17 protein-coding genes and 6 pseudogenes are annotated in these 18708 nt (G+C 57.6%); 14 read left to right on the top strand and 9 right to left on the bottom strand.

The window, feature by feature from the left end:
* Nucleotides 1-74 precede the first annotated feature (74 nt).
* A pseudogene (locus tag ACN9M3_RS20880) lies at nucleotides 75-952 on the bottom strand (slipin family protein).
* Nucleotides 953-1678: 726 nt separating this feature from the next.
* Between ACN9M3_RS20880 and ACN9M3_RS20875 the strand changes: the two are divergent.
* The 6 genes from ACN9M3_RS20875 (at nucleotide 1679) to ACN9M3_RS20850 (ending at nucleotide 5790) form a co-directional block, all read left to right on the top strand.
* Complete coding sequence (locus ACN9M3_RS20875; protein WP_426162453.1) at nucleotides 1679-2104, top strand: SET domain-containing protein-lysine N-methyltransferase; 426 nt, start codon at nucleotides 1679-1681, stop codon at nucleotides 2102-2104.
* Between the two features lie 137 nt (nucleotides 2105-2241).
* On the top strand, nucleotides 2242-2418 hold the full coding sequence (locus ACN9M3_RS20870; RefSeq protein ID WP_426162452.1) for a hypothetical protein: 177 nt from the start codon (nucleotides 2242-2244) through the stop codon (nucleotides 2416-2418).
* A 22-nt stretch (nucleotides 2419-2440) separates the two neighbouring features.
* A complete protein-coding gene (locus ACN9M3_RS20865) occupies nucleotides 2441-2758 on the top strand; it encodes a hypothetical protein (RefSeq protein ID WP_426162451.1) in 318 nt (105 codons plus the stop codon).
* A 369-nt stretch (nucleotides 2759-3127) separates the two neighbouring features.
* Entirely contained in the window at nucleotides 3128-3766 is a 639-nt protein-coding gene (locus tag ACN9M3_RS20860) for a hypothetical protein (RefSeq protein ID WP_426318514.1), read from the top strand.
* Nucleotides 3767-3792: 26 nt separating this feature from the next.
* The gene (locus ACN9M3_RS20855; RefSeq protein WP_426162449.1) at nucleotides 3793-4977 is read left to right on the top strand and encodes a DesA family fatty acid desaturase; all 1185 of its coding nucleotides are present in this window, start codon (nucleotides 3793-3795) and stop codon (nucleotides 4975-4977) included.
* A gap of 492 nt (nucleotides 4978-5469) precedes the next feature.
* Nucleotides 5470-5790 (top strand): hypothetical protein, encoded by a 321-nt coding sequence (locus tag ACN9M3_RS20850; RefSeq protein ID WP_426318513.1) that lies wholly within the window; start codon nucleotides 5470-5472, stop codon nucleotides 5788-5790.
* 150 nt (nucleotides 5791-5940) lie between these two features.
* On the opposite strand, the gene ACN9M3_RS20845 is transcribed toward ACN9M3_RS20850, so the two are convergent.
* The 5 genes and pseudogenes from ACN9M3_RS20845 to ACN9M3_RS20825 form a co-directional block, all read right to left on the bottom strand.
* Nucleotides 5941-6120 (bottom strand): hypothetical protein, encoded by a 180-nt coding sequence (locus tag ACN9M3_RS20845; RefSeq protein ID WP_426318512.1) that lies wholly within the window; start codon nucleotides 6118-6120, stop codon nucleotides 5941-5943.
* A gap of 29 nt (nucleotides 6121-6149) precedes the next feature.
* Nucleotides 6150-6416 (bottom strand): annotated as a pseudogene (tnpB, locus tag ACN9M3_RS20840) (IS66 family insertion sequence element accessory protein TnpB); the annotation flags it as partial.
* Nucleotides 6417-6494: 78 nt separating this feature from the next.
* Nucleotides 6495-6680 (bottom strand): transposase, encoded by a 186-nt coding sequence (locus ACN9M3_RS20835; RefSeq protein ID WP_426162447.1) that lies wholly within the window; start codon nucleotides 6678-6680, stop codon nucleotides 6495-6497.
* 374 nt (nucleotides 6681-7054) lie between these two features.
* Nucleotides 7055-8110 (bottom strand): annotated as a pseudogene (locus ACN9M3_RS20830) (S49 family peptidase); the annotation flags it as partial.
* A 564-nt stretch (nucleotides 8111-8674) separates the two neighbouring features.
* Nucleotides 8675-9811 (bottom strand): sensor histidine kinase, encoded by a 1137-nt coding sequence (locus tag ACN9M3_RS20825; RefSeq protein WP_426162445.1) that lies wholly within the window; start codon nucleotides 9809-9811, stop codon nucleotides 8675-8677.
* A 429-nt stretch (nucleotides 9812-10240) separates the two neighbouring features.
* On the opposite strand from ACN9M3_RS20825, the pseudogene ACN9M3_RS20820 reads away from it, so the two are divergent.
* Nucleotides 10241-11395, top strand: a pseudogene (locus ACN9M3_RS20820) (hemolysin family protein); the annotation flags it as partial.
* A gap of 955 nt (nucleotides 11396-12350) precedes the next feature.
* Here the strand turns inward: ACN9M3_RS20820 and ACN9M3_RS20815 are convergent.
* From ACN9M3_RS20815 to ACN9M3_RS20805, 3 genes and pseudogenes are all read right to left on the bottom strand, one after another.
* The gene (locus ACN9M3_RS20815; RefSeq protein ID WP_426162443.1) at nucleotides 12351-12641 is read right to left on the bottom strand and encodes an HU family DNA-binding protein; all 291 of its coding nucleotides are present in this window, start codon (nucleotides 12639-12641) and stop codon (nucleotides 12351-12353) included.
* A 438-nt stretch (nucleotides 12642-13079) separates the two neighbouring features.
* Nucleotides 13080-13448 carry a response regulator gene (locus ACN9M3_RS20810; RefSeq protein WP_426318511.1) on the bottom strand — a complete coding sequence of 123 codons (369 nt, stop codon included), beginning with the start codon at nucleotides 13446-13448 and terminating at the stop codon, nucleotides 13080-13082.
* Between the two features lie 23 nt (nucleotides 13449-13471).
* Nucleotides 13472-14017, bottom strand: a pseudogene (locus tag ACN9M3_RS20805) (dihydrodipicolinate synthase family protein); the annotation flags it as partial.
* 279 nt (nucleotides 14018-14296) lie between these two features.
* Here ACN9M3_RS20805 and gspG point away from each other — a divergent pair.
* The 7 genes and pseudogenes from gspG (at nucleotide 14297) to ACN9M3_RS20770 (ending at nucleotide 18122) form a co-directional block, all read left to right on the top strand.
* Nucleotides 14297-14737 carry a type II secretion system major pseudopilin GspG gene (gspG, locus tag ACN9M3_RS20800; protein WP_426323817.1) on the top strand — a complete coding sequence of 147 codons (441 nt, stop codon included), beginning with the start codon at nucleotides 14297-14299 and terminating at the stop codon, nucleotides 14735-14737.
* Nucleotides 14706-15194 carry a GspH/FimT family pseudopilin gene (locus tag ACN9M3_RS20795; protein ID WP_426318510.1) on the top strand — a complete coding sequence of 163 codons (489 nt, stop codon included), beginning with the start codon at nucleotides 14706-14708 and terminating at the stop codon, nucleotides 15192-15194. Before gspG ends, ACN9M3_RS20795 begins: the two co-directional genes overlap by 32 nt.
* Nucleotides 15194-15556, top strand: a complete 363-nt coding sequence (gspI, locus tag ACN9M3_RS20790; protein WP_426318509.1) for a type II secretion system minor pseudopilin GspI — start codon at nucleotides 15194-15196, stop codon at nucleotides 15554-15556. The genes ACN9M3_RS20795 and gspI overlap by 1 nt, the downstream gene beginning before the upstream one ends.
* Nucleotides 15553-15933, top strand: a complete 381-nt coding sequence (locus ACN9M3_RS20785) for a PulJ/GspJ family protein (protein ID WP_426318508.1) — start codon at nucleotides 15553-15555, stop codon at nucleotides 15931-15933. The genes gspI and ACN9M3_RS20785 overlap by 4 nt, the downstream gene beginning before the upstream one ends.
* An 88-nt stretch (nucleotides 15934-16021) precedes the next feature.
* Nucleotides 16022-16387 (top strand): annotated as a pseudogene (locus tag ACN9M3_RS20780) (type II secretion system F family protein); the annotation flags it as partial.
* A 15-nt stretch (nucleotides 16388-16402) separates the two neighbouring features.
* Complete coding sequence (locus ACN9M3_RS20775; RefSeq protein ID WP_426318507.1) at nucleotides 16403-16822, top strand: type II secretion system protein N; 420 nt, start codon at nucleotides 16403-16405, stop codon at nucleotides 16820-16822.
* Nucleotides 16823-17060: 238 nt separating this feature from the next.
* Entirely contained in the window at nucleotides 17061-18122 is a 1062-nt protein-coding gene (locus tag ACN9M3_RS20770; RefSeq protein WP_426318506.1) for a hypothetical protein, read from the top strand.
* The last annotated feature ends 586 nt before the right edge of the window (nucleotides 18123-18708 follow it).

The following is an 18708-nucleotide window of genomic DNA, read 5'->3' as shown; positions in this document are numbered from 1 at the left end:
GTTGGCGCCCATTCACCGAGTCATGCGCCTTCAGGAACTTGTACTGAGTGTTCCTGGGGATCAATAGAATTAAATCAGGCCGCAACTTTGCTCATAGCTACCTCTGGACCCGATGCCCTTCGTTCAAACCTTGCTGGCCGCTCCATGGTTGCAGGCGGATTCAAGCTATCGATCATCGTGCTGGGGATCAGGACTGTGGCGCCGCGCTCTTTTGTTGTCTCAAAGATGATATTCATCGCCCGCAGCTGCAATGCTGCAGGATGCCCTGCATACATCTCTGCCGCCTCGACAAACTTGCCGGCAATCGCTACTTCGGCAGAGCCGAGAATGACACGAGCCTGCTTTTCGCGCTCTGCCTGTGCCTGACGAGACATTGCGTCTTGCAAAGCGACGGGAATTGCTACGTCGCGGATCTCGACGGAACTGACCGATATACCCCATGCCGCCGTCTTCCGCGCAATGACATCCTTTAGCAGCGCATCAGCCTCTTTGCGTTCAGATAACAGTGACGCCAGCATCGATGCACCGATCATTTCGCGCAACGACGTTTGTGCGACGCGATCGATTGCTTCCCGATAATGAGTGATCGCCAACGCCGCTTTTTCCGCGTCGTCTACATGCCAGAAAATGATCGCGTCGACATTGACGGGAACGGTGTCTCGGGTGAGCGCTTCGGCGGCGTTAAAGGCAGTGGTCTGAATACGCACGTCGATGATCGCAACCACGCTATCGATGATCGGAATGACGGCAAACAGGCCCGCCCCCTTGACGCTCTGCAGCTTACCCAGCCTCAAAATCACAAACTTTTCCCACGCATTGGCCATCTTCAGCGATAGTGCGATGAGAACGCCGAGGGCGAAGAAGAGCAAGGCAACGTATGGCGCCCCCAGTAAAGGGCGCCGGTGCTCGCCAGCAGGCAGACGCCGACTAAGAATGATGTGACCGGGTTCATGATGATCTCCGCGGGAATGCCCGCCTAATGAGTTCGGCTCGCGTTGAGACATGCGAGGTCATGGCGAAGTCCAGAGCAACGGGATCGCTCGCCGGGAAAGTACAACACAATGCTTCGTCCAGTGCAGCATCAAGACGAACCTGTTCGGACATGTCCCTATCATTGCTGTGCAATGCGGCGTCGCCACAAGCTTGCGCTGACAAATATTCGTCCATACGAAACTCCCTTCTAAGAATATGCAGAGCCAATCGGGCTGTGTATTCAACAGGGCGAATACTTCGCTCAGATGCAATGAATTCACTATGCGCCGAATGGTCGAAGTCGTCAGTACGCACGCGCACCCATGTCATCGATATTCACGCATCACACTGGCATTCTGTGCCAGATATCGTAGGGCGCAAACCGCTTGAACCGGACCATCCCGATTCTTTCGGGAGGTGGAGATGCCCAAGCAGGGGAATTCGGCCGGCAGCGGTTAGACAAGCGTTTCACCATCGCGATGACACATTACAATCCACTTTCTGGCAGCAACTTTGCAGTCAGATTCGTGTGGTGCAGCGAAGGAAACTGATTCTTCAAGAGAAGCGCACAACGCGCCGTCGATCGAAAGGCCCATAATAGGCGTGCCATGGTGCTGCAGCATTACCGCCGAACATTGTGATGTTTTCTACGGCGGAGCCTGGCCGTTGCACGCGCGATGCATGGAAAGCGGGAGGTTCTGTAGGTATGACGAACATCAAGGCTTGTCTCGGCTACATCAAGGACACGGGCTCCTCAAAAGGCAGGGGCGTGTTCGCTAGTCGGCGGATATCGACTGGTGAACTCGTGGAAGCTTGCCCTGTTGTGCTGCTTTCCCCGTACTGGGCTCAGTTTCCCGAGGAGGTAAAGCGTTTGTTGTTCAATTGGGGACATTTGACAAAGGGGGAACCCGCGGGTTGCTTAGCCCTTGGTTGGGGCAGCATGTACAACCACGCCAATCCCGCAAATCTGAGGTACGTTGCGCTTGCTGAAGAGCAGCAGCTCCATTTCATTGCCGCCCGAGACATCGAAATCCATGAAGAACTGACCATTAATTACAATCATACTGGCGGCAATGTCAGCTCGACGGATGACGTTTGGTTTCGCAAGCATGGTGTGGCATTGATTTCTTAGTCAGCCATGCGGTCGTCGCATCAACGCAGATGCCTAAATTTTAGGCGCGAACTGTAACTTAGCTGTCGGACAGGCGTCTCGCTGGCGTCCCCGACTTCTGATGTATATGGTAACTCGGGCGGTATGCTGGCAAATTCATGCTGGCGATGCAGGAATGTGGCCATGCATTGGATGAGTATGCATTCCATGACCTCTGGGTGGCGAGTGCGGCGGCGGACGCGGTGTCCTTCGCCAAGGCATGGGGGCGGGAGTGGATCGACGACTATCTCCAAGAGGCCGACGCCTGCGCCCGTTTAAGCGTACACTCAGTGTGAGTCACCAAGAAGGAGATCCGTCATGAAAGACTCTGTTCCGGAATTCTCCTTCCGCGGCCTACCTTTGAGCGCCGAACAGGAATCTGAAATTCAACACTACATTCATCAACGGGAAAGGCGCGGCTTGCAGCCAGACGTTGAAGAACTGCGCGCCATGGTGCACGACATGCTGGCCCCCCCCGCTAGCGAGAACCCAGGTGAGCGAGCCGAAGCGGAAGGCGCACATGCCGACGCCGAACGCGCAGCCGGCCTGGTCGATAACGGCGGCGACCCGATCGCCGCGCGCGAAGAACGTACGGCTGCCCATGAGGCCGAAGCGATGAAGCATTCAACATCGTAAGGGGGGGGCTGCGGGTACTGCTCGGTGGAGAGACAGTAATGTTCCGCCGTCGACACACCGATGGTGCATGAGAGTGTCGACTAGTATTGCAAGCAATGTGTATTGGTGCGGGCGATGCCTAAATCATTAGGTGAACGTCGCTTGTGAGCGTATAGTGGGGAACAGGTACCCAGCCAACATTCCCAATTTGTGCCGGTCTTCCTCAGCATTGCAGCGTGACAGCGCAATCGCGTCAAAGCCCCTCAACGCCGTGAAGTGGTGTTATGCCTGCGCCTGGCACGCTGTCGGTGTGCCGCGCCGGAAAGGTGGGCCCGCTCGTTGCTACCGCCTTCCGGAGTCTGTTCCTGAACGCGAGCGAAGGAGTGTACCATGCGCCAACATTCAACTTCCCGGTTCCAGGGGTGGAAAATCCTGCTGAGGTGGGCCGAATTCAGGTGCCAGGACGGCTCGCTGAAGTTCGCGTCAACCGCCATCCTCAAGCATAGGGCGCCGATGGTGGATTGCACGAGCCTGCAATGGCCGGACAAGGTGACGCGATCGATTGTTTTTCCGGAAGACGCATTCAGCTCCTGTGAAGACGCCAATACCGATGCGATGGCGAAGGCCCAGCGTCAGATTCTGGTAATGAACGGGAGCACGGATAGCCGTGGGAGAAAGATTATGGACAGTGCGGACAATACAGATGCGCGCCAGCAGTCCGATGAGAGCTTGGCTGCGCAATATGAGATCTCGTTCGATGGGAAAAGGTACGCATTCCGGCAGCACCGTTACGTCGTGTTCCAGGATGCCTTGCGCTATGCGGTCGCGGAACACGCCAAAGAAGGCTTCTTGCGCGACGAGGCGTTCCAACCGAGCTGGGTGGCCGCATACCGACCCACTGACGAAGACGAAAGCACGATGAGACTGCATGGTATTGACTTTATCGAGGGCCACTTCCTTTACGGCGGCTATCGATACGGTCAACTGTGTGACGCGGTCGCGTTTGCCGCCGAACATCCGAACTTGTAGGGCCGTGGTCGCGAAGGAGCTCCGGTATGGAGCAGTATCTGCAATGGATGGCCGAAGGATTGCTTGCGCTGAGCTGGTGGCAGCTGCTGCTGATCGGGCTGGTGACGACGCATGTGACGATCGTCGCGGTGACGGTCTATTTGCACCGGTGCCAGACGCATCGCTCGCTGACTTTACGCCCGCTCGTGGCCCATTGTTTCCGCTTCTGGCTATGGCTGACGACAGGGATGGTAACGCGGGAGTGGGTGGCGGTGCATCGCTGCCATCACGCCCATTGTGAAACCGAGAAGGATCCGCACAGCCCGGTGGTGGTCGGGATCAACCAAGTTCTGTGGCGCGGGGCAGAACTGTACCGGGACGCGACAAGTGACCCCACGCTGGTGGATCGCTACGGCGGTGGGGGACCGGCTGATTGGCTGGAACGACGGATCTACGGCCGCTACACCTGGCAAGGCGTCGGCTTGCTGCTACTGATCGAACTGGTCTTGTTCGGGGCGCCAGGCCTGACGCTGTGGGCTTGCCAGATGATGTGGATTCCGTTCCTGGCCGCCGGGGTTGTCAACGGCTTAGGGCACTGTGCCGGCTACCGCAATTACGACTGCAAGGAAGCCGCCACCAATATCGTTCCGTTTGGCCTGCTGATTGGCGGGGAAGAGCTGCATAACAACCATCACACGTTTCCGACGTCTGCAAAATTCTCGGTTCGCTGGTTTGAACTCGATATCGGCTGGGCCTATATCAGCCTGTTGCGGTGGTTGCGCCTGGCAACGCTGCGCCGGCCACCAGAGCGCTTGAGGCGATGCGCGGGGCAGTTCGTGCCGACTCGGGTGACCTTGAAGCTGGTCCTGGGCAATCGTGCGGTATTGATGCGCGAGCTGACAGTCCTGACTTTGGACGTGTTTCGGGCTGAACGCATGGGACTGGCGCAGTTGATCCCCCACGCGGCGTTGGTCCAGACGAAGCGTCTGCTGCGGCGCGCACCGTGTCGGCTCACCAGAACGCAGAAGGTGGAGCTGGAACAGGTGATCGTACACAGCACACGACTCAATACCATGCATGTGGCGCGGCAGGCGCTGGAGAAGTTATGGGAACGTTCGCCGGCAACGCAGGAAGAACTCCTGGCAGTCCTGCAAACCTGGTGCGTGGATGCGGAGCGCTCCGGTCCGCGCCCCTTGCAGCGATTTGCCCGACAATTGGCGAGTTATGGGTAGTGATATGAATCTTGCATTGATACACTCAACGGCGTGCCGGGAATTGCTCAATGAAGGAGACCTGGAGGATGCGGTACGCTATTGCATCGCCCAAGGCATTGAACCACCGGTCCCGCCATGCACCAGGCTCTCCACCGACTACGAGCGGTGTGTGGACGTGGCAAAGGAAACCTTGTCGGACTACGGTTGGTGGGAGAAACGGCTAAAGGTCCGCAGTACGCGTGAACGCAGGCAGGCTGAAATGCAGGAACACTCACTTGCGAAGTCCCGGTCGCCCTCCGGTGCGGCCACACGCTGATGCGATCTTTTACGCCAGCTGGCGCCGGCCTGGCGATGTCTTGGTGAGATGGGTCCCGCAGTGCTCCAGCGTACAAGGAATGATTCCAAGGTACGCGGGCCTAACGTACATCGTGTGCCGTGACGGATGCATTCAACCCATGTGGCAGTCGCGTGGCGGCTGCGCTGAGACGCAGGGGGCAGGTGCTCGATAGTGTGAGCGTGGCGTTCGACGAGCGCCAGAAGTCCCGCAGCAATGGGCGCGACGTCACGAAGGAGCCGGATATGCAACGCTATCGTGGTTACGAAATTGACTGTTCGACCGTCAGGGCGACTTTGGGCAAGCCTAGCGCAAAATGGTACTGCCGATTGAGCATCAGGAAAGTCGGTGATCCAATTCCGACGCGATACCAGGTTACAGTGATTGCCTGGACCATGCGCTCGGCGAGTGTGCTCGGCCTGCATCGTGCGAAGGAACGCATCGACGATGCGCTCGGAATCGAATTGCCTGCTTGGGATCCTCCCCGTGTTCAGTGACCAGGTTGTAGGGCGCAGCCCTGGTCAATGCGAAGTGCGGTAGCACTGTGTTCCGGGCCTGCCGGTGTTACCGATCGCGCGAAGAGGGGGCGTGACGTAACGCTGTTTGCGGACGAAAGACGTGCGTCGGGAGGTGTCGGCATGCGATTTCTATCGGGGCGAGTCTCTGCTGCCAAAGCGCGACAACATCGCTAGCAACTCTTCCAGTGCTACGGGCTTCGTCAGGCGGGATACCATGCGTGCGTGTGCCATGGCTTCTCGACTACCGGGGCCATCCCAACCGGTCCATGCAACAATGGGTAGTTCTGCGCATTGAGGAAGGGCATGCATGGCAGTCGCGGTTTCACAGCCGTCCATGTCAGGCATTTGAATGTCGAGGAACACGCTTGCGGCCAGATGAAGCGACCGCGCTCCAGACGCTTCGCCAGTAAGCATAAGCCGTCGCCGGTCCACCACAGCAGCTTGATCAAGTCGCCGCGCCTGCCACGGAACACAAACACGTGGCCACTGAACGGGTCTTCTTCCAGGGCCGTTTGCATTTTCGCCGCCAAACCGTTGAAACCGCTGCGCATGTCGGTGACGCCTGCTGCGAGCCAGACCTTCGTACCCGCTGGCAGGCCGATCATCGCAGCACACGCTTCAATACTTGTATCAGTGTGGCGGCGTTGGATTGGCCTTCGATGCGCAAGCGCACACGTCCAATTTCAAGAGTGATTGTTCCGGTCGCAGCTTCCGATTCCGGCACCCGTTCCTGCGTCGCTACGACCACCGGCAGCAATTCGCTGGACTGCGCAGGCGCAGCTGCTACAAGCTGCGCCTGCTTCGTACAGCTTCCTCCAAGTGAACACCTGGTTCGCATTGACGCCATGCTCACGCGCCAGCCGCGGCACCGACACGCCGGGTTATAAGGTCATCTCCACGAGTGCGCGCTTGAACTCCAGGGTGTGCTGGCGATATTTGCCGCGTGGCCCGCGCTGAATGACTGGTTGAAAATTTGTGTCCATGATCAAATTTGTGGGCACAAATGCTGTGCCAAAATTGGATCATGGTCGGGCGTGATTGATGCGTCCAGACGGTGCTGGCAAGACGCTTGCAGCGCGAACGCGGTCTGGGTGCCCACGGCGGCTGTCAGCGGATCTTGTGGGTAGGTGCCCTGCTCAGACGCGGGATCCACCGCCGCGTTGTAGACCGTCACGGGGTGGTCCGTCAATATGAATTTCACATCCGAGTCATGTGCCGACACGATCTCCCGCACACCCTCGACTCACATTGTGCAATGCATCAGGCGCAAAGCCTGCATCTCGACCATCAGGTCGACTTGGCCCAAAGAGCCGTAGCATGAGCGGATCCAGTCAAGGCCTTTGGGCGCGCGCAGCTTCTGCGCTGCCATGTATTCAAAGAATTCCTGGAACGAATCGTGTACATCGGCGTGATCCCCGCGCACGAACGCGCGGACTGCTTTCGCCCCCTGGTCGTCAATGGTACCAAACAAAAACTTCTCCACTTCGCCGTTGACGATCGAGCCGAAATGGGTGGTGTACAAATCGTACTCAAAGAAGCACCTGTTCGGGCCCCATTCGTGAATCGCAGTACGCGGCACTTGTCGACCACCATACACTACCTTATCCTTGGGGAACAAGCGCACGCCAGCCCTCCCAGCCTGCAGCCAATATGCCAGGCCAATCATGGATCCGCCGGCTATTGGCACGAACATGGCCGTACCTCCAAGGCCCATGAGTTCCTTGCACGTAAGTCGCGCCACAAGAACGTTGGGGCCAACGACTTCTGTGGCTGCGGCAGCGCCTACTCGAGCGTCGCTGACGGCTGAAAAGATCGCTCCCACGAACCGGCTGCCGAGGCTAGCGAACCCTTCACCACGTGGGCCAAAGTTGAACTCCTTGAGGTTTGTCTGTGCACCAACGACCGTCTCCATCGTTCCGATCTCGTCGACGAGGCCAAGCGCCTTCGCTTCCATCCCGCTCCATACTTCACCGGTACCGAAGTCTATCCCCGCCTTCAGATGTCGCCCTCTTTGCTGCTGCACATCCTGGACAAACGCGCCGCCGACCTTGTTTACGAGCTCTGTGGCCTTCGCGTCCGAATCATTGGTCAACGGAGTAAATGGATTCAAGAATGCCTTCAGGCGACCCGAACTATAGACACGGTGCGATACCTTCAGTTGAGCGATCGCCTTATCAAGCTGCCATGGAGCGAGGATCGCACCGATCGAGCCAACCAGGCTGTACTTTCCCGCGACAATACGATCAGCGTGCATGGTCGCCATGTACGCTGCGGATGGGCCCAGATTCCCGATGACCGCGGTAACTGGTTTGGGTACTTCTGTTTGTAAGTGACGAACGCGCTGACAATCCGCTCTGCTTCGACCGGTGCTCCGCCAGGGCTGTCGATTTTTAGAACGACCTGCTTTATGCGAGTGTTCTTAAACGCAGCTTTCTACAACGCCGATGACATCAGCAAACGGGCCGAACGAAAAGCCGGTCGCCGTTGCGAAATACATAGCGGCGCCCGCTAGCGGTCCGATGATCAGAACTGATTTCAAGGCCAGATTCCATCTGTGCACGGAGCGCCGTTCCGCGTCTGAAATATCAGCAGGCGATTTTTGCATTGCGTTGTGTCGGAAAGCGAGCGATTGCCGAGCGCCTTAGTACCGCGTTCAGCTGACAGTTGCCCCGAAGCGGAACTTAGAAGTTGGAATCCCGTGGCACGAACATAGAGCGTGTTGGCGTGTGTCAGCGGAGTCATGGCGCCTTCGTGGCGAGCACATCATTCACCGTTTGGCCACGGTGTCTGCCATGGGGATTTTCTAGGCGAATGTAGTGTTTTACGTCCGAGGGGAAACCGGGTCCACGAGTTGGATCATCGCTTACTTAACGCTGTCAGTTATGGCATGGCGTGGCAGTGTGACAGTGAACACGCAGCCAACATTGGGCAGATCGCGGACGCTCAGGCGCCCACCGTTCGCCACGACGAACTGCCTGGCGATCGTCAGGCCTAACCCGAGCCCCGAGCGATCGGCGCCGCCTTGTTCAAAGGGTTGGAACATGCGTTCGGCCAATTCGGCACCTAGCCCGCCGCAATGGTCGGATACTTCAATTAGGACATTGTCATTGACGGCATGGCAGGTCAACGTGACCTCGGTGTGCGGATGCGTGAACTTGAAGGCATTCTGCAACAAGTTCACGACGGCCGCCAACAGCATCGACCGATTGCCCTTTATCGCCAATTCCGGATCGACTGGCATGATCGTCAGCCGGCACTGCTTCGCAACTGCCGCCAAAACTGATGCTGCTTCGATCTCTGCGGCAAAGTCTGCAACCGAAAAGATGTCCCGCATTCCGTCCAGGTGCTCATTGCGCACGAGTGAAACGGTGGTTTGAATCAGGCTGTCTAAGCCGTCCAGGCTGCGGTCCAAAATTCCTCCAGTTGCCCCATTCAGGTTGAGGTTGCCAGTCCGGCAGGCCGTATAGGCAAGTTTGGCGGTGCCAAGCAGGTTGCGTAGCTCGTGGACAAAGAAGCCCATCCGCTTGTTTTCTTCGGCATTGTGGCGGCCCGATTCAATGAAATCATGCTGCAGGCTAAAGGCAGTGACTGCATAGGCAATCGCATTGTCGAGGCATCGATTCAAGGTCCTGAATTCGTCGACGGCAAACGGGGCGTCGCGCTCGACCGCCAAGTCGGTGATCGCTTGGCACAGATCGCCATAGTTGTGAACCACTTCGTCGACCGTAAAGCCCAGTGCGAGCATGTCCTGACCGTGCAGAGTCGCCGATGCCTGAACCTCAGTGCGGGGCAGAGCGGGTTCCAGCTTGACCGAGATTGTTTTAGTCTGGAGCGTGCTACTTGCTTGCTCTGACCTCAATGTATAAATCAACTGTTCAAGAAACATCGGGACGCCATTTTGCAATTGCTCGGCTGTCGCGGAATGTTCACGTGTGGCGACCTTTGCTCTGCAGCGATCGACGAGTTCACTGCGATTGTTGGACAGGAATTCGTGCAGCATCTCTGGCTCCCTACCGCACTTATGGCCCAATCGAGCACACAAACGTCGGGCGGCAAGACTTGGTCAAGTGCGATCGACCAAGAATTGAAAATGATTTCTGCTTTATCAGTATAGATGGGAAACCCAGCAATGATAGTGACCGAATCACCGGACACTCTGGGCGAAATTCTCCGACGCCAGCACAGCATCATTTTAGGAAGCCTTTTCTTTAACAAGATGAGCGAGGCGTAGGTCCCTCCGATCTCGTCAATGTGATCGTTAATGCAGTGGTAAGGTCAATGTACCGCTAGCTACGCAAACGAGGCACCAGACATTGCCTGGCTAGGGAGTAGGGATCATGTGTCAGGCGCGTTAGAATGACCGAGCAGATTGGGGACTGAAAATTCTGCCGCCAAGCCGGATCACAATTGATACCTCGGCAGGTTTGCTGATCCCAATAAATTCATGTCCACAGTACAGATAGGCATCACGTCGATAGGTGTCCTGAATGGTATTGTCGGCGAAGCGACCCTTGCCCGTCCGTTTGGCGAATGGTTGATGTCTCTCGGCATCCCCTCTGCCTGGTCCAACAATCTGTCAACGGCTCTGGTCGTCCTCACAATCACCTATTTTTCGATCGTGCTGGGCGAACTAGTTCCCAAGCGCCTGGGCCAACTGAATCCAGAGCCGGTAGCGCGTGTCGTTGCACGTCCTATGCTGATTCTGGCAGGGATCGTCAAGCCATTTGTCAAACTGCTTTCGGCATCCACTCAGCTGATATTGCGAGGCTTGGGCGTGCGACAGGCTGGTCCACAGACGATCACGGAAGAGGAACTGCACATGATGCTCGAAGAAGGATTTGAATCCGGTGTTATCGAAGTCCAGGAGCACCAGATGGTGCGTAATGTCTTTCGTTTGGAGGATCGCCAGTTGGCGTCCTTTATGGTACCGCGCAATGATGTCATCTACTTTGACCTTGATGACGAGCTGGTGACCAATATGGCGCGCTTCGACAATTGCGAACATTCCCGCTTCCCGGTACTCAGGGGCGGCTGGCATCAGGTAATTGGAATCGCCAGCGCGCGCCAAATGCTTACCCAAGCAAGGCAAGGTGCCCAACTGGACTTGGGAGTCCATCTTCAGTTGCCGGTCTTCGTTCCGGAAACATTGACGGGCATGGAGCTGCTGGAGCACTTCAAGCAGACTGGCACCCACCTCGTGTTCATTGTGGATGAATATGGCGAAGTGCAAGGTATCGTGACGCTGCAAGACGTTTTGGAGGCCATTACCGGCGAGTTCAAACCTCCGTGCGCGGAAGACAGTTGGGCGGTTGTCCGTAGGGATGGCAGTTGGCTCCTAGAGGGATTGATTCCGGTCCCCGAACTGAAGGACCGGCTGGCACTTCAAAGCGTGCCCGAAGAGGAAAAGAGTCGGTATAACACCCTCAGTGGCATGATCATGCTTCTGCTCGGGACTATTCCGCGAACAGGCGACATCTGTCACTGGCAGGGGTGGGATTTCGAGGTGGTTGACTTGGATGGTCTCCGCATCGATAAAGTATTGGCCACTCGACACCCGCTCGCGTCCCGCGAACATACTGAGTAGCCTGGTGCCTGACGCGGTGCCTGGTCAGTGGCTGGCCGTGCCGAACGCCGAGATGCAAAGTCTTCCGGTGGCCTTGTTCGATTCGAAAGGGCAACCATGCAAGGGGACTATGGATATGCTATCTTGGTGACGTCGGATCAGATTGGAGTTGGATCATGTTAGTTCCCACGGAACGCCGACAACAGCGAGTGAAGACAACCGTCATTGATCATGCCATTGACTTGGTCTGTACGCATGGCTTGTCTTATGCGTCAACATATCTTCGCAATCAGAAATTCGGCGACGAGACAATTGCGCGTGTGCTGAGTGGTTCCCAGGATCAGCACCGGAAGCATGACTGTTCAGACCAACATGCTGAACTACCATATGCGTCAGAATCGCAAGAATCCGATAATGCTGTCGTGCGGCAACTTAGCTATAGTTCGCGCTCAGGAAGCGGTAATTCACGCTGATGCAATGGAAGTGTCTTGCTTCGCTATTTCTAAGGCTTTAAAGGCCCAATCTCCCTGCTTGCTTGCAAAGAATTGAAGGCAAAGTAGGAATCATTAATGAGATGGGCGGCAATTCAAGGCCCAGCTGGGATTTCTGCGCGATGAAGTTGGCGCGCTAAAAAGCAAGATAAAGGGCACTAGAAACGCCCCCGCGACCACTACAAATCATCTGAAGTGCAGAAAACATCGCGGCAGTGCTTCACCGCCAAAGCTTTCGCTACCATGCGCCGTGCGCGGTCGATTAGGACTATCCCTCGCAGAAATGGGACGACTCATTGGCGCGTCTGACCCGTCTGTGCACAAGTGGGAAGATGGCGCCGCCGTTCCGCGTTTGAAATTTCAGCAGGCAATCTTTGCATTGCGTGGTGTCGGAAAGCGAGCGATTGTACGGCATCTTGGTATTGCGTCCAACTGACAGTAGCCGGCTGGCGCCATTTCCCTGGAGGCGAATTCCGCGAGTCGAATCAAGTGCGTTGGCAATTCTTGATTAACGTGGAATCCGGATGAAACACCACCACCCGCCTGGCACACACGGTGCATGGCGCCATCGTCCTCGGATTCCTGCCTGGTCTCGCAGCTTTTGCGAGGATCCTAAACTTGCCAAATCCTTGGAGTGAGACCTCTTCTCCCCGCTCGAGCGCGAGTGCAATTTCTTCGAAAAGGTTTTCGATGAATTTTTGTGCATCCCTCGAAAAAGTGAAGCCGGTTGCGGACTGGAGAGAGGCGGACAGGTCGACGCGAGTAATCGTATGCATGCAGTCCCCATTGCTTTCACATTCTCGCGCAATTGAAATACCAAGTTGCGCTTATGCCTCTTCAGCTAAGCGTTCAGCGGTAGTAGAGATGGATCGAGTGGCGCATCTTGGAACTACTTAATTTCGGTATGGATCTCCCTGATACTCTCTGCTGTCTCGATAACGGTAGCCGTGGTGATAGTAATTGTAGTTGCCGTCTCTCCGGTCATAGCTTCGAGAGTGGTACCGTCCCTCGACACCGTAAAGTGGCGAAACGACACAGCCACTTAAGCTGATGACAGCGCTGCATAGGATAATTAGCGTCTTCATGATGACCTCCATTCAGGTTCACTAATTTTCTTGTAGCACGCAGTCCGCTCTTAGTCTGTACGGCAAGATACATATCAAGAGACAAGTGCATTGATACCCCGTAGCGCAAGGATGGTGTGAGGATCACCGTCAACTGCGATCGGTGAAATACCCAACCCTTTGCAGAAGTTGGCCATGATCAAATGGCTTCGCAATGTAGTCATCGAACCCGGCGTCCAAAATGCGTTCCCGGTCGCCAGCCATGGCCAAGGCCGTTACGGCAATCAGTGGAATGGCGCGCGTTGTTGGGTGTGCGCGTAGCATCTTTGCTGTTTCGATACCGTCGACACCTGGCATGTTGATGGCCATGAGTATCAGGTCTAGCGGCTGCTGGCGGGCAATCTCGATTCCGGGAAGGGCGCGTTCAGCGAGGAACAGTTCATGGCCTTCATTCGAAAGCAGGACAGTGAGCACCTCCATGTTTACTGGCGAATCTTCGATAACCAAAATCCTGGCCATGTCAGCACCTCTAAGAGGGGAGTACCCACCGTGCTGCGAAGATCCGGCACGCGACGGATATCGTCGCTCGATTCTTTAATGGCGACAATTTCCTCGACGTCGGACAGCTCCAGAAAGTCGCTCGGCGTCAGGTCAACGTTGTAGGAAACGGGATTGTTGTAGACCATGATCGGAAGTTTGGCAGCTTTGGCGATAGTGCGGAGGTTGGACTTCGCTTCAAATGCGTCGGCGGCATACAGAACGGAGGGCATCACCATGAGACCGTCCACGCCAAGGTCGCGTGCTTCACGCGCGTAGCGTTCGGCGTTGGTGGTACGGGTCTCGCTGACATTGGCGAGTACGGGAACGCGCCCTTTGGAGACGGCGACGGCAGTCCGTGCAACGGCAAGTTTTTCGTCAAAGGACAATGTGCTCGCTTCGCCAAAGGAGCCGCAGGTCACGAGGCCATGACAGCCATTATCGATCATGTACGAGAAGTGTCGTTCCATCGCCGCGTAGTCGAGCTCTTCGTCCGCCTTGAATTTAGTGGTTACTGCGGGGAAAACACCCTGCCATTCTTGAGTATTCATAGAATAGGTCCTTTGTTTAAAGATGTGGTTTCGGTTTAGGCAAGTATGATTTGTGATGACTCTTGCTGGGGCGCCATTTTGTTTGAGGCGTCCGGTCTTTGGGCGTCGATCTGCGGAAGTCAGACCCGTTTCACCGTTCAAATTCGCTCGCCATGAACTCTGGTCTTCCTTCTGTGTCGGCGAACAGAAAGGCAGCAGAGTGGTTTTTTTCGGACCAGTTCACCTATTCCGAAGTGTGCGAAGCCGATAGACTGCGAAACTTCGTCGGATTTACGAAAGCTGATTTGTGCGGACTTGAACAAAACACCATTCGGGTGTTTTACATTGATCGAGATCATGGCGGTCGTGGTGATCATGGGCGTGCTGGCGGCCCTAGTGCTGCCTAAGGTGCTCGATCGCGTCGGCCAGTCAAAGACGGCCGCCGCCAAGGTCGAAATCTCCACCGTCATGCAGGCGCTGAAGATGTACAAGCTGGACAACCAGCGCTATCCGACCACGGAACAGGGCCTGCAAGCCTTGATGACCAAGCCAACCGCCGGCCCAGCGGCCAACGGCTGGAAGGCCCCGTACCTGGAGAAGATGCCGAAGGATCCCTGGGGCAATCCGTACCAGTTCCTGTCCCCGGGCGTGAAGGGGGAAGTCGATGTGTTCTCGTATGGGGCCGACGGCCTGCCAGGCGGCACCGGCGATGATATTGATATCGGCTCCTGGGAAATCTGAACGCTCAGGCGGCTTTACGCTGATCGAGTTGCTGGTGGTGCTCGTCATCATCGGCATCACGCTCGGCCTGACCGTGATGAATGTCGCGCCGTCCCAGGCGCAGGCCATGCAGAAGGAAGCGCAGCGCATCGCGCTTCTGCTGCAGCTGGCGCGCGATGAGGCGATCGTGCGCAACCGGCCGATCGCCTTCGAGGCGGCACCGGACAGCTACCGCTTCCTGGTGCGCAACGACAGGACCTGGGAGACCCTGCCGCAGGATGACCTGCTTCGCGAGCGCCCATTCGAGCTCGGTCCCGTGACCCTGGTGCCGGACCCGCCGATCAATGTGTCCGGCACCCTGCGCATTGTCTTCGGCCGCGAGCCGGTCGACCGGCCCTTCGTGCTGACCATCGCTAGCGGTGACCTGCGCGCTTCCATCCGCGCCGACGGCGTCGGCCATTCCATTGTGGACCAATAATGCGGCAACGAGGCTTCACCCTGCTGGAAGTGCTGGTGGCGCTGCTGATTGTCGGCACCGCACTGGGCGCAGTCCTGCGTGCTATGGGCAGCCTGACACAGAACAGCGAAAGTCTGCGCACCACCATGATGGCCACTTGGTCGGCCGAGAACCGGCTGGTGCAGGTGCGCCTTGCCAAGAGCTGGCCGGCGCCGGGCAAGACGTCCTACGAATGCCCGCAGGCCGATCTGCATTTCATCTGCGAGGAAGAAGTGATCATCTCGCCGAACCCGCGCATGCGCCGGGTCGAAGTCAGCGTGTTCGAGGCGGGCGCACCCGATCGGCGCATCGTCAAGCTAGTCCAACTGGTGCTGCAGGAATGAAGAATACGTGCGGCTTTACCCTAGTCGAACTGGTCGCGATCACCGTGCTGGCGATCGTCGCCGTGATGGGCTGGCGCGGGCTCGACGGCATCGTGCGCTCGCGCGAGCAGCTCACGCAAAACATGGAGCAGACGCGCGGCATCCAGCTCACGTTCGCCCAGCTGCAGAGCGACCTGGAGCAGATTGCCGACAAGCCGCTGTTGCGCGAACACCAGAACATCCTGGCCGATAATTCGCGCCTGGTCTTCATCCGCACCGTGTTGTCGGAGAATGCAGCGTCCCAGCTGCAGTTAGTGAGCTACATCATCCGCGACGATGTGTTGTCGCGCAGCGAGTCGGCTGTCACGCGCGACCTGGTGCAGCTGGACGCGCTGTGACAGGCGGCGATCGGCCAGTCCGGCGCGCAATCGGCGGTGGACCTGCAGACCGGCGCGAACGCCATGGAAGTGCGCGTGTGGGAGGCCGGGCGTGGCTATCCTGCGCGCACTGGAATCCTGCCGCGACACGCTGTCCAACGTGGCCATGCGCCAGCTGGTCGAGCAGGCCAGCGATTCGGTGCGCGAAGGCGCCAGCCTGGCCCGGTCGCTGTCGGCGCAAAAGCACTTTCCGCCGATGCTGATCCACATGATCCGCGCCGGCGAAATCACCGGCGAACTGCCCGCCATGCTGGACCGCGCCGCCAGCGCACAGGAATCGGACCTGGAGCGCCGCACGCTGACCATCGCCGGCCTGCTGGAACCGATGCTGATCCTGGCGATGGGCGTGGTGGTGCTGCTGATCGTCTTGGCCGTGCTGATGCCGATCATCGAAATCAATCAGCTCGTGCGCTGAACCTGGAGAATCGAATTGAAACGTTTGCCTTTGATCTGCAGTGTGGCCGCCGTCGCGCTGCTGTCTGCCTCGCTGGCCTATTGGGGCATGCAGCTGTTCAAGCCCAAGCAGCGCCCGATCGCGGCGGTGCCGGTGGCGCAGGCGCCGGAAGCGAACATGGACGCTGCGCGTGGGCTGTTTGGCGGGAATACCGCGCTGGCAGCCGTCAGCAATTACCAGTTGCGCGGCGTGGTGGCCGATACCCGCGGCCGTGGCAGCGTGGCGATCATTTCGACCGACGGCCAGCCTGCTACGGCCTTCCCGGTCGGTTCCGAGGTGTCGCCCGGTGTCAGCGTGAAGGAAGTGCAGCCGCGCCATGTGATCCTGATGGAAGGCGGGGTGCAGAAGCGCCTTGACCTGATGAATGATCAGCGCGTGAGTTCTGTCGGCAACTAAATACCGCGTCCGCGGAGGCGCGACCGGGCGCGGGAGGACTCCCGCCGGCGTGGCAGCCACATGAACCTCGTTACAACGCATTGTTTACCGGCCAGACCATTTAGAAAAGACGGACGTTAAACGGTCCTGTTTTTATCACCCGCTGGAAACTTGCCATAGAGCCTGGGCCATACTCGATTCCGAATCAAGCAGGGCACAGGGCCCGCTTCCCTACAACTATCAAAATGGAAAAGGCATCATGAACAAACAGATCGTACGACTGGCTTCGGTCGCACCGCTTTGCATCGCTCTCTTTGGTTGCGGAGGCGGAGGCGGAGGTGGTGGTGGTACGGCCACTGGTACGGCAACTGTGACACACCCAGGTACCGACACCGGGCACGGCACCACAACCGAGCCAACCAAACCGGATAGCGGTGGTGGCACCGTAACCGACCCAACCAAGCCGGACACCGGTGGCGGCACTGTAACCGATCCAACCAAGCCAGACACCGGCGGCGGTACCGTAACCGATCCAACCAAGCCTGATGAATCGAAGCCGGGGAGCGGCGATCAAAATCTGGCCAACGGCATCTGGATCGGTGCCGCAGCGGATGGCCGTGCCAGCTTTGCCCTGGTGGCAAACGGTACGCCCAGCACGCCATTCTTCCTCTCATCGGCACCGGCGGGCGGCGGCGCGCCGGGCGGTTATGCCGAGGTCACCGGAACGCTGCGCGAAGACTTGGTCACCGGTTATATGAACCTTAATGACGGCGCCGTGGAAGCCAAGCTGTATGCGCCGGAAGGTGCGTCGGGCGCTGCTCAGCGCGGTATCTTGCGCGGGCGCTTCAATCCGCAAAACTCCCTGACTGTCGAACTGGTCGGTCAAGCGGGCGAGAAGCAGGCGAGCTACCAATTCAACTACAGCGCCACTTCCGATCAGGCGCAACAATTGGATCTGCTGCACGGCAGCTATGGCACCGCGGGGGAAGGGCCAGTTTTGACCATCAGCGGCCCTGCGGGAGCTACGATGGCGATGGTCAGGGCAACGATCGGAAGCTGCACCTTCCGCGGCATGATCATTCCCAGCAGTGCGGGCAAGAATCTCTTTAACATCAACCTGCACGGCGAGGGCGCCGCTTGCCCGGCGCAGGGAGATCGCAGCAGTCTGAATGGCCTGGCGGCGCTGGTTAACTTGCGCCCGGGCGACCGCGCGCCGAGCCTGATTTTCGGCGCGTCGTATGTGACTGCTGGGATGATCTCAGGCCAAAGCTTTGCAATGCCTCTGGTCGGCGCTAGCGGTGCCCTGGTCAAGCAGCAGTAAGTTTAGCTAAGTGGCAGGGAGCGCTGGACTTTCGGTCCGGCGCCCTTGTCAACGTTTGCTCGGATATGCTGTTGCGGTTGAGCGCCGCACGGCATACCGATTCAGCCTTACGCCATTTTAGGACTCTTCGATGGATTGGTTCCGATATTAGGCGTTCAGCCGATTCTAGCGCTTCTCACTCGTTGGAGACTCATATCTGCGGCCTCGGCTTCGCGAGCCGTTCTCGCACGGTTAATTGCACCTTGCTTCTCAAGCAACGCGTCCAGCTTACGTTTCGTAGATCTATTTCCAATACCGCCGAGAAACGTGTCGCGAAAGCGATAGGAAAGGGATGTTGTCTTATTTTGCAAGCGGGCGATCTCCTTTTTCAGGCGTGCTGGGTCACTTACATCAGGAAATTGCGGGGGGCGAGGTGCGGATGGCTGTGAATGCGTTGTAGCATCACTATTCCGCGAGGGTTGAGCTTTTTCTGTTTTAGATACTGTACCGATTCCAGAGCTTCTACCTAGGTCCACCCGCCTTTGATTCTCTTTTGCATTGAAGTCTGATGTCAACTCCCTAATTGTGCCCTTGTCCGCAGTTAGTT

Origin of the sequence: Pseudoduganella sp. R-43, from assembly GCF_049913255.1 — a bacterium.
GTDB lineage: Bacteria > Pseudomonadota > Gammaproteobacteria > Burkholderiales > Burkholderiaceae_D > Rugamonas.
Note: the sequence above shows the minus strand (reverse complement) of the source record. Positions and strands in the feature narration are given on the sequence as shown.

Excerpts from the sequence above, each read along its gene's own strand:
- ACN9M3_RS20825 (WP_426162445.1), bottom strand. The coding sequence starts at position 9,811 with ATGCTGCACGAATTCCTGTCCAACAATCGCAGTGAACTCGTCGATCGC.
- ACN9M3_RS20860 (WP_426318514.1), top strand. The coding sequence starts at position 3,128 with ATGCGCCAACATTCAACTTCCCGGTTCCAGGGGTGGAAAATCCTGCTG.
- ACN9M3_RS20785 (WP_426318508.1), top strand. The coding sequence starts at position 15,553 with ATGAAGAATACGTGCGGCTTTACCCTAGTCGAACTGGTCGCGATCACC.
- ACN9M3_RS20855 (WP_426162449.1), top strand. The coding sequence starts at position 3,793 with ATGGAGCAGTATCTGCAATGGATGGCCGAAGGATTGCTTGCGCTGAGC.
- ACN9M3_RS20770 (WP_426318506.1), top strand. The coding sequence starts at position 17,061 with ATGAACAAACAGATCGTACGACTGGCTTCGGTCGCACCGCTTTGCATC.
- ACN9M3_RS20810 (WP_426318511.1), bottom strand. The coding sequence starts at position 13,448 with ATGGCCAGGATTTTGGTTATCGAAGATTCGCCAGTAAACATGGAGGTG.
- ACN9M3_RS20795 (WP_426318510.1), top strand. The coding sequence starts at position 14,706 with ATGATATTGATATCGGCTCCTGGGAAATCTGAACGCTCAGGCGGCTTT.
- ACN9M3_RS20870 (WP_426162452.1), top strand. The coding sequence starts at position 2,242 with ATGCTGGCGATGCAGGAATGTGGCCATGCATTGGATGAGTATGCATTC.
- ACN9M3_RS20845 (WP_426318512.1), bottom strand. The coding sequence starts at position 6,120 with ATGCATGCCCTTCCTCAATGCGCAGAACTACCCATTGTTGCATGGACC.
- ACN9M3_RS20875 (WP_426162453.1), top strand. The coding sequence starts at position 1,679 with ATGACGAACATCAAGGCTTGTCTCGGCTACATCAAGGACACGGGCTCC.
- gspI (WP_426318509.1), top strand. The coding sequence starts at position 15,194 with ATGCGGCAACGAGGCTTCACCCTGCTGGAAGTGCTGGTGGCGCTGCTG.
- ACN9M3_RS20815 (WP_426162443.1), bottom strand. The coding sequence starts at position 12,641 with ATGCATACGATTACTCGCGTCGACCTGTCCGCCTCTCTCCAGTCCGCA.
- ACN9M3_RS20865 (WP_426162451.1), top strand. The coding sequence starts at position 2,441 with ATGAAAGACTCTGTTCCGGAATTCTCCTTCCGCGGCCTACCTTTGAGC.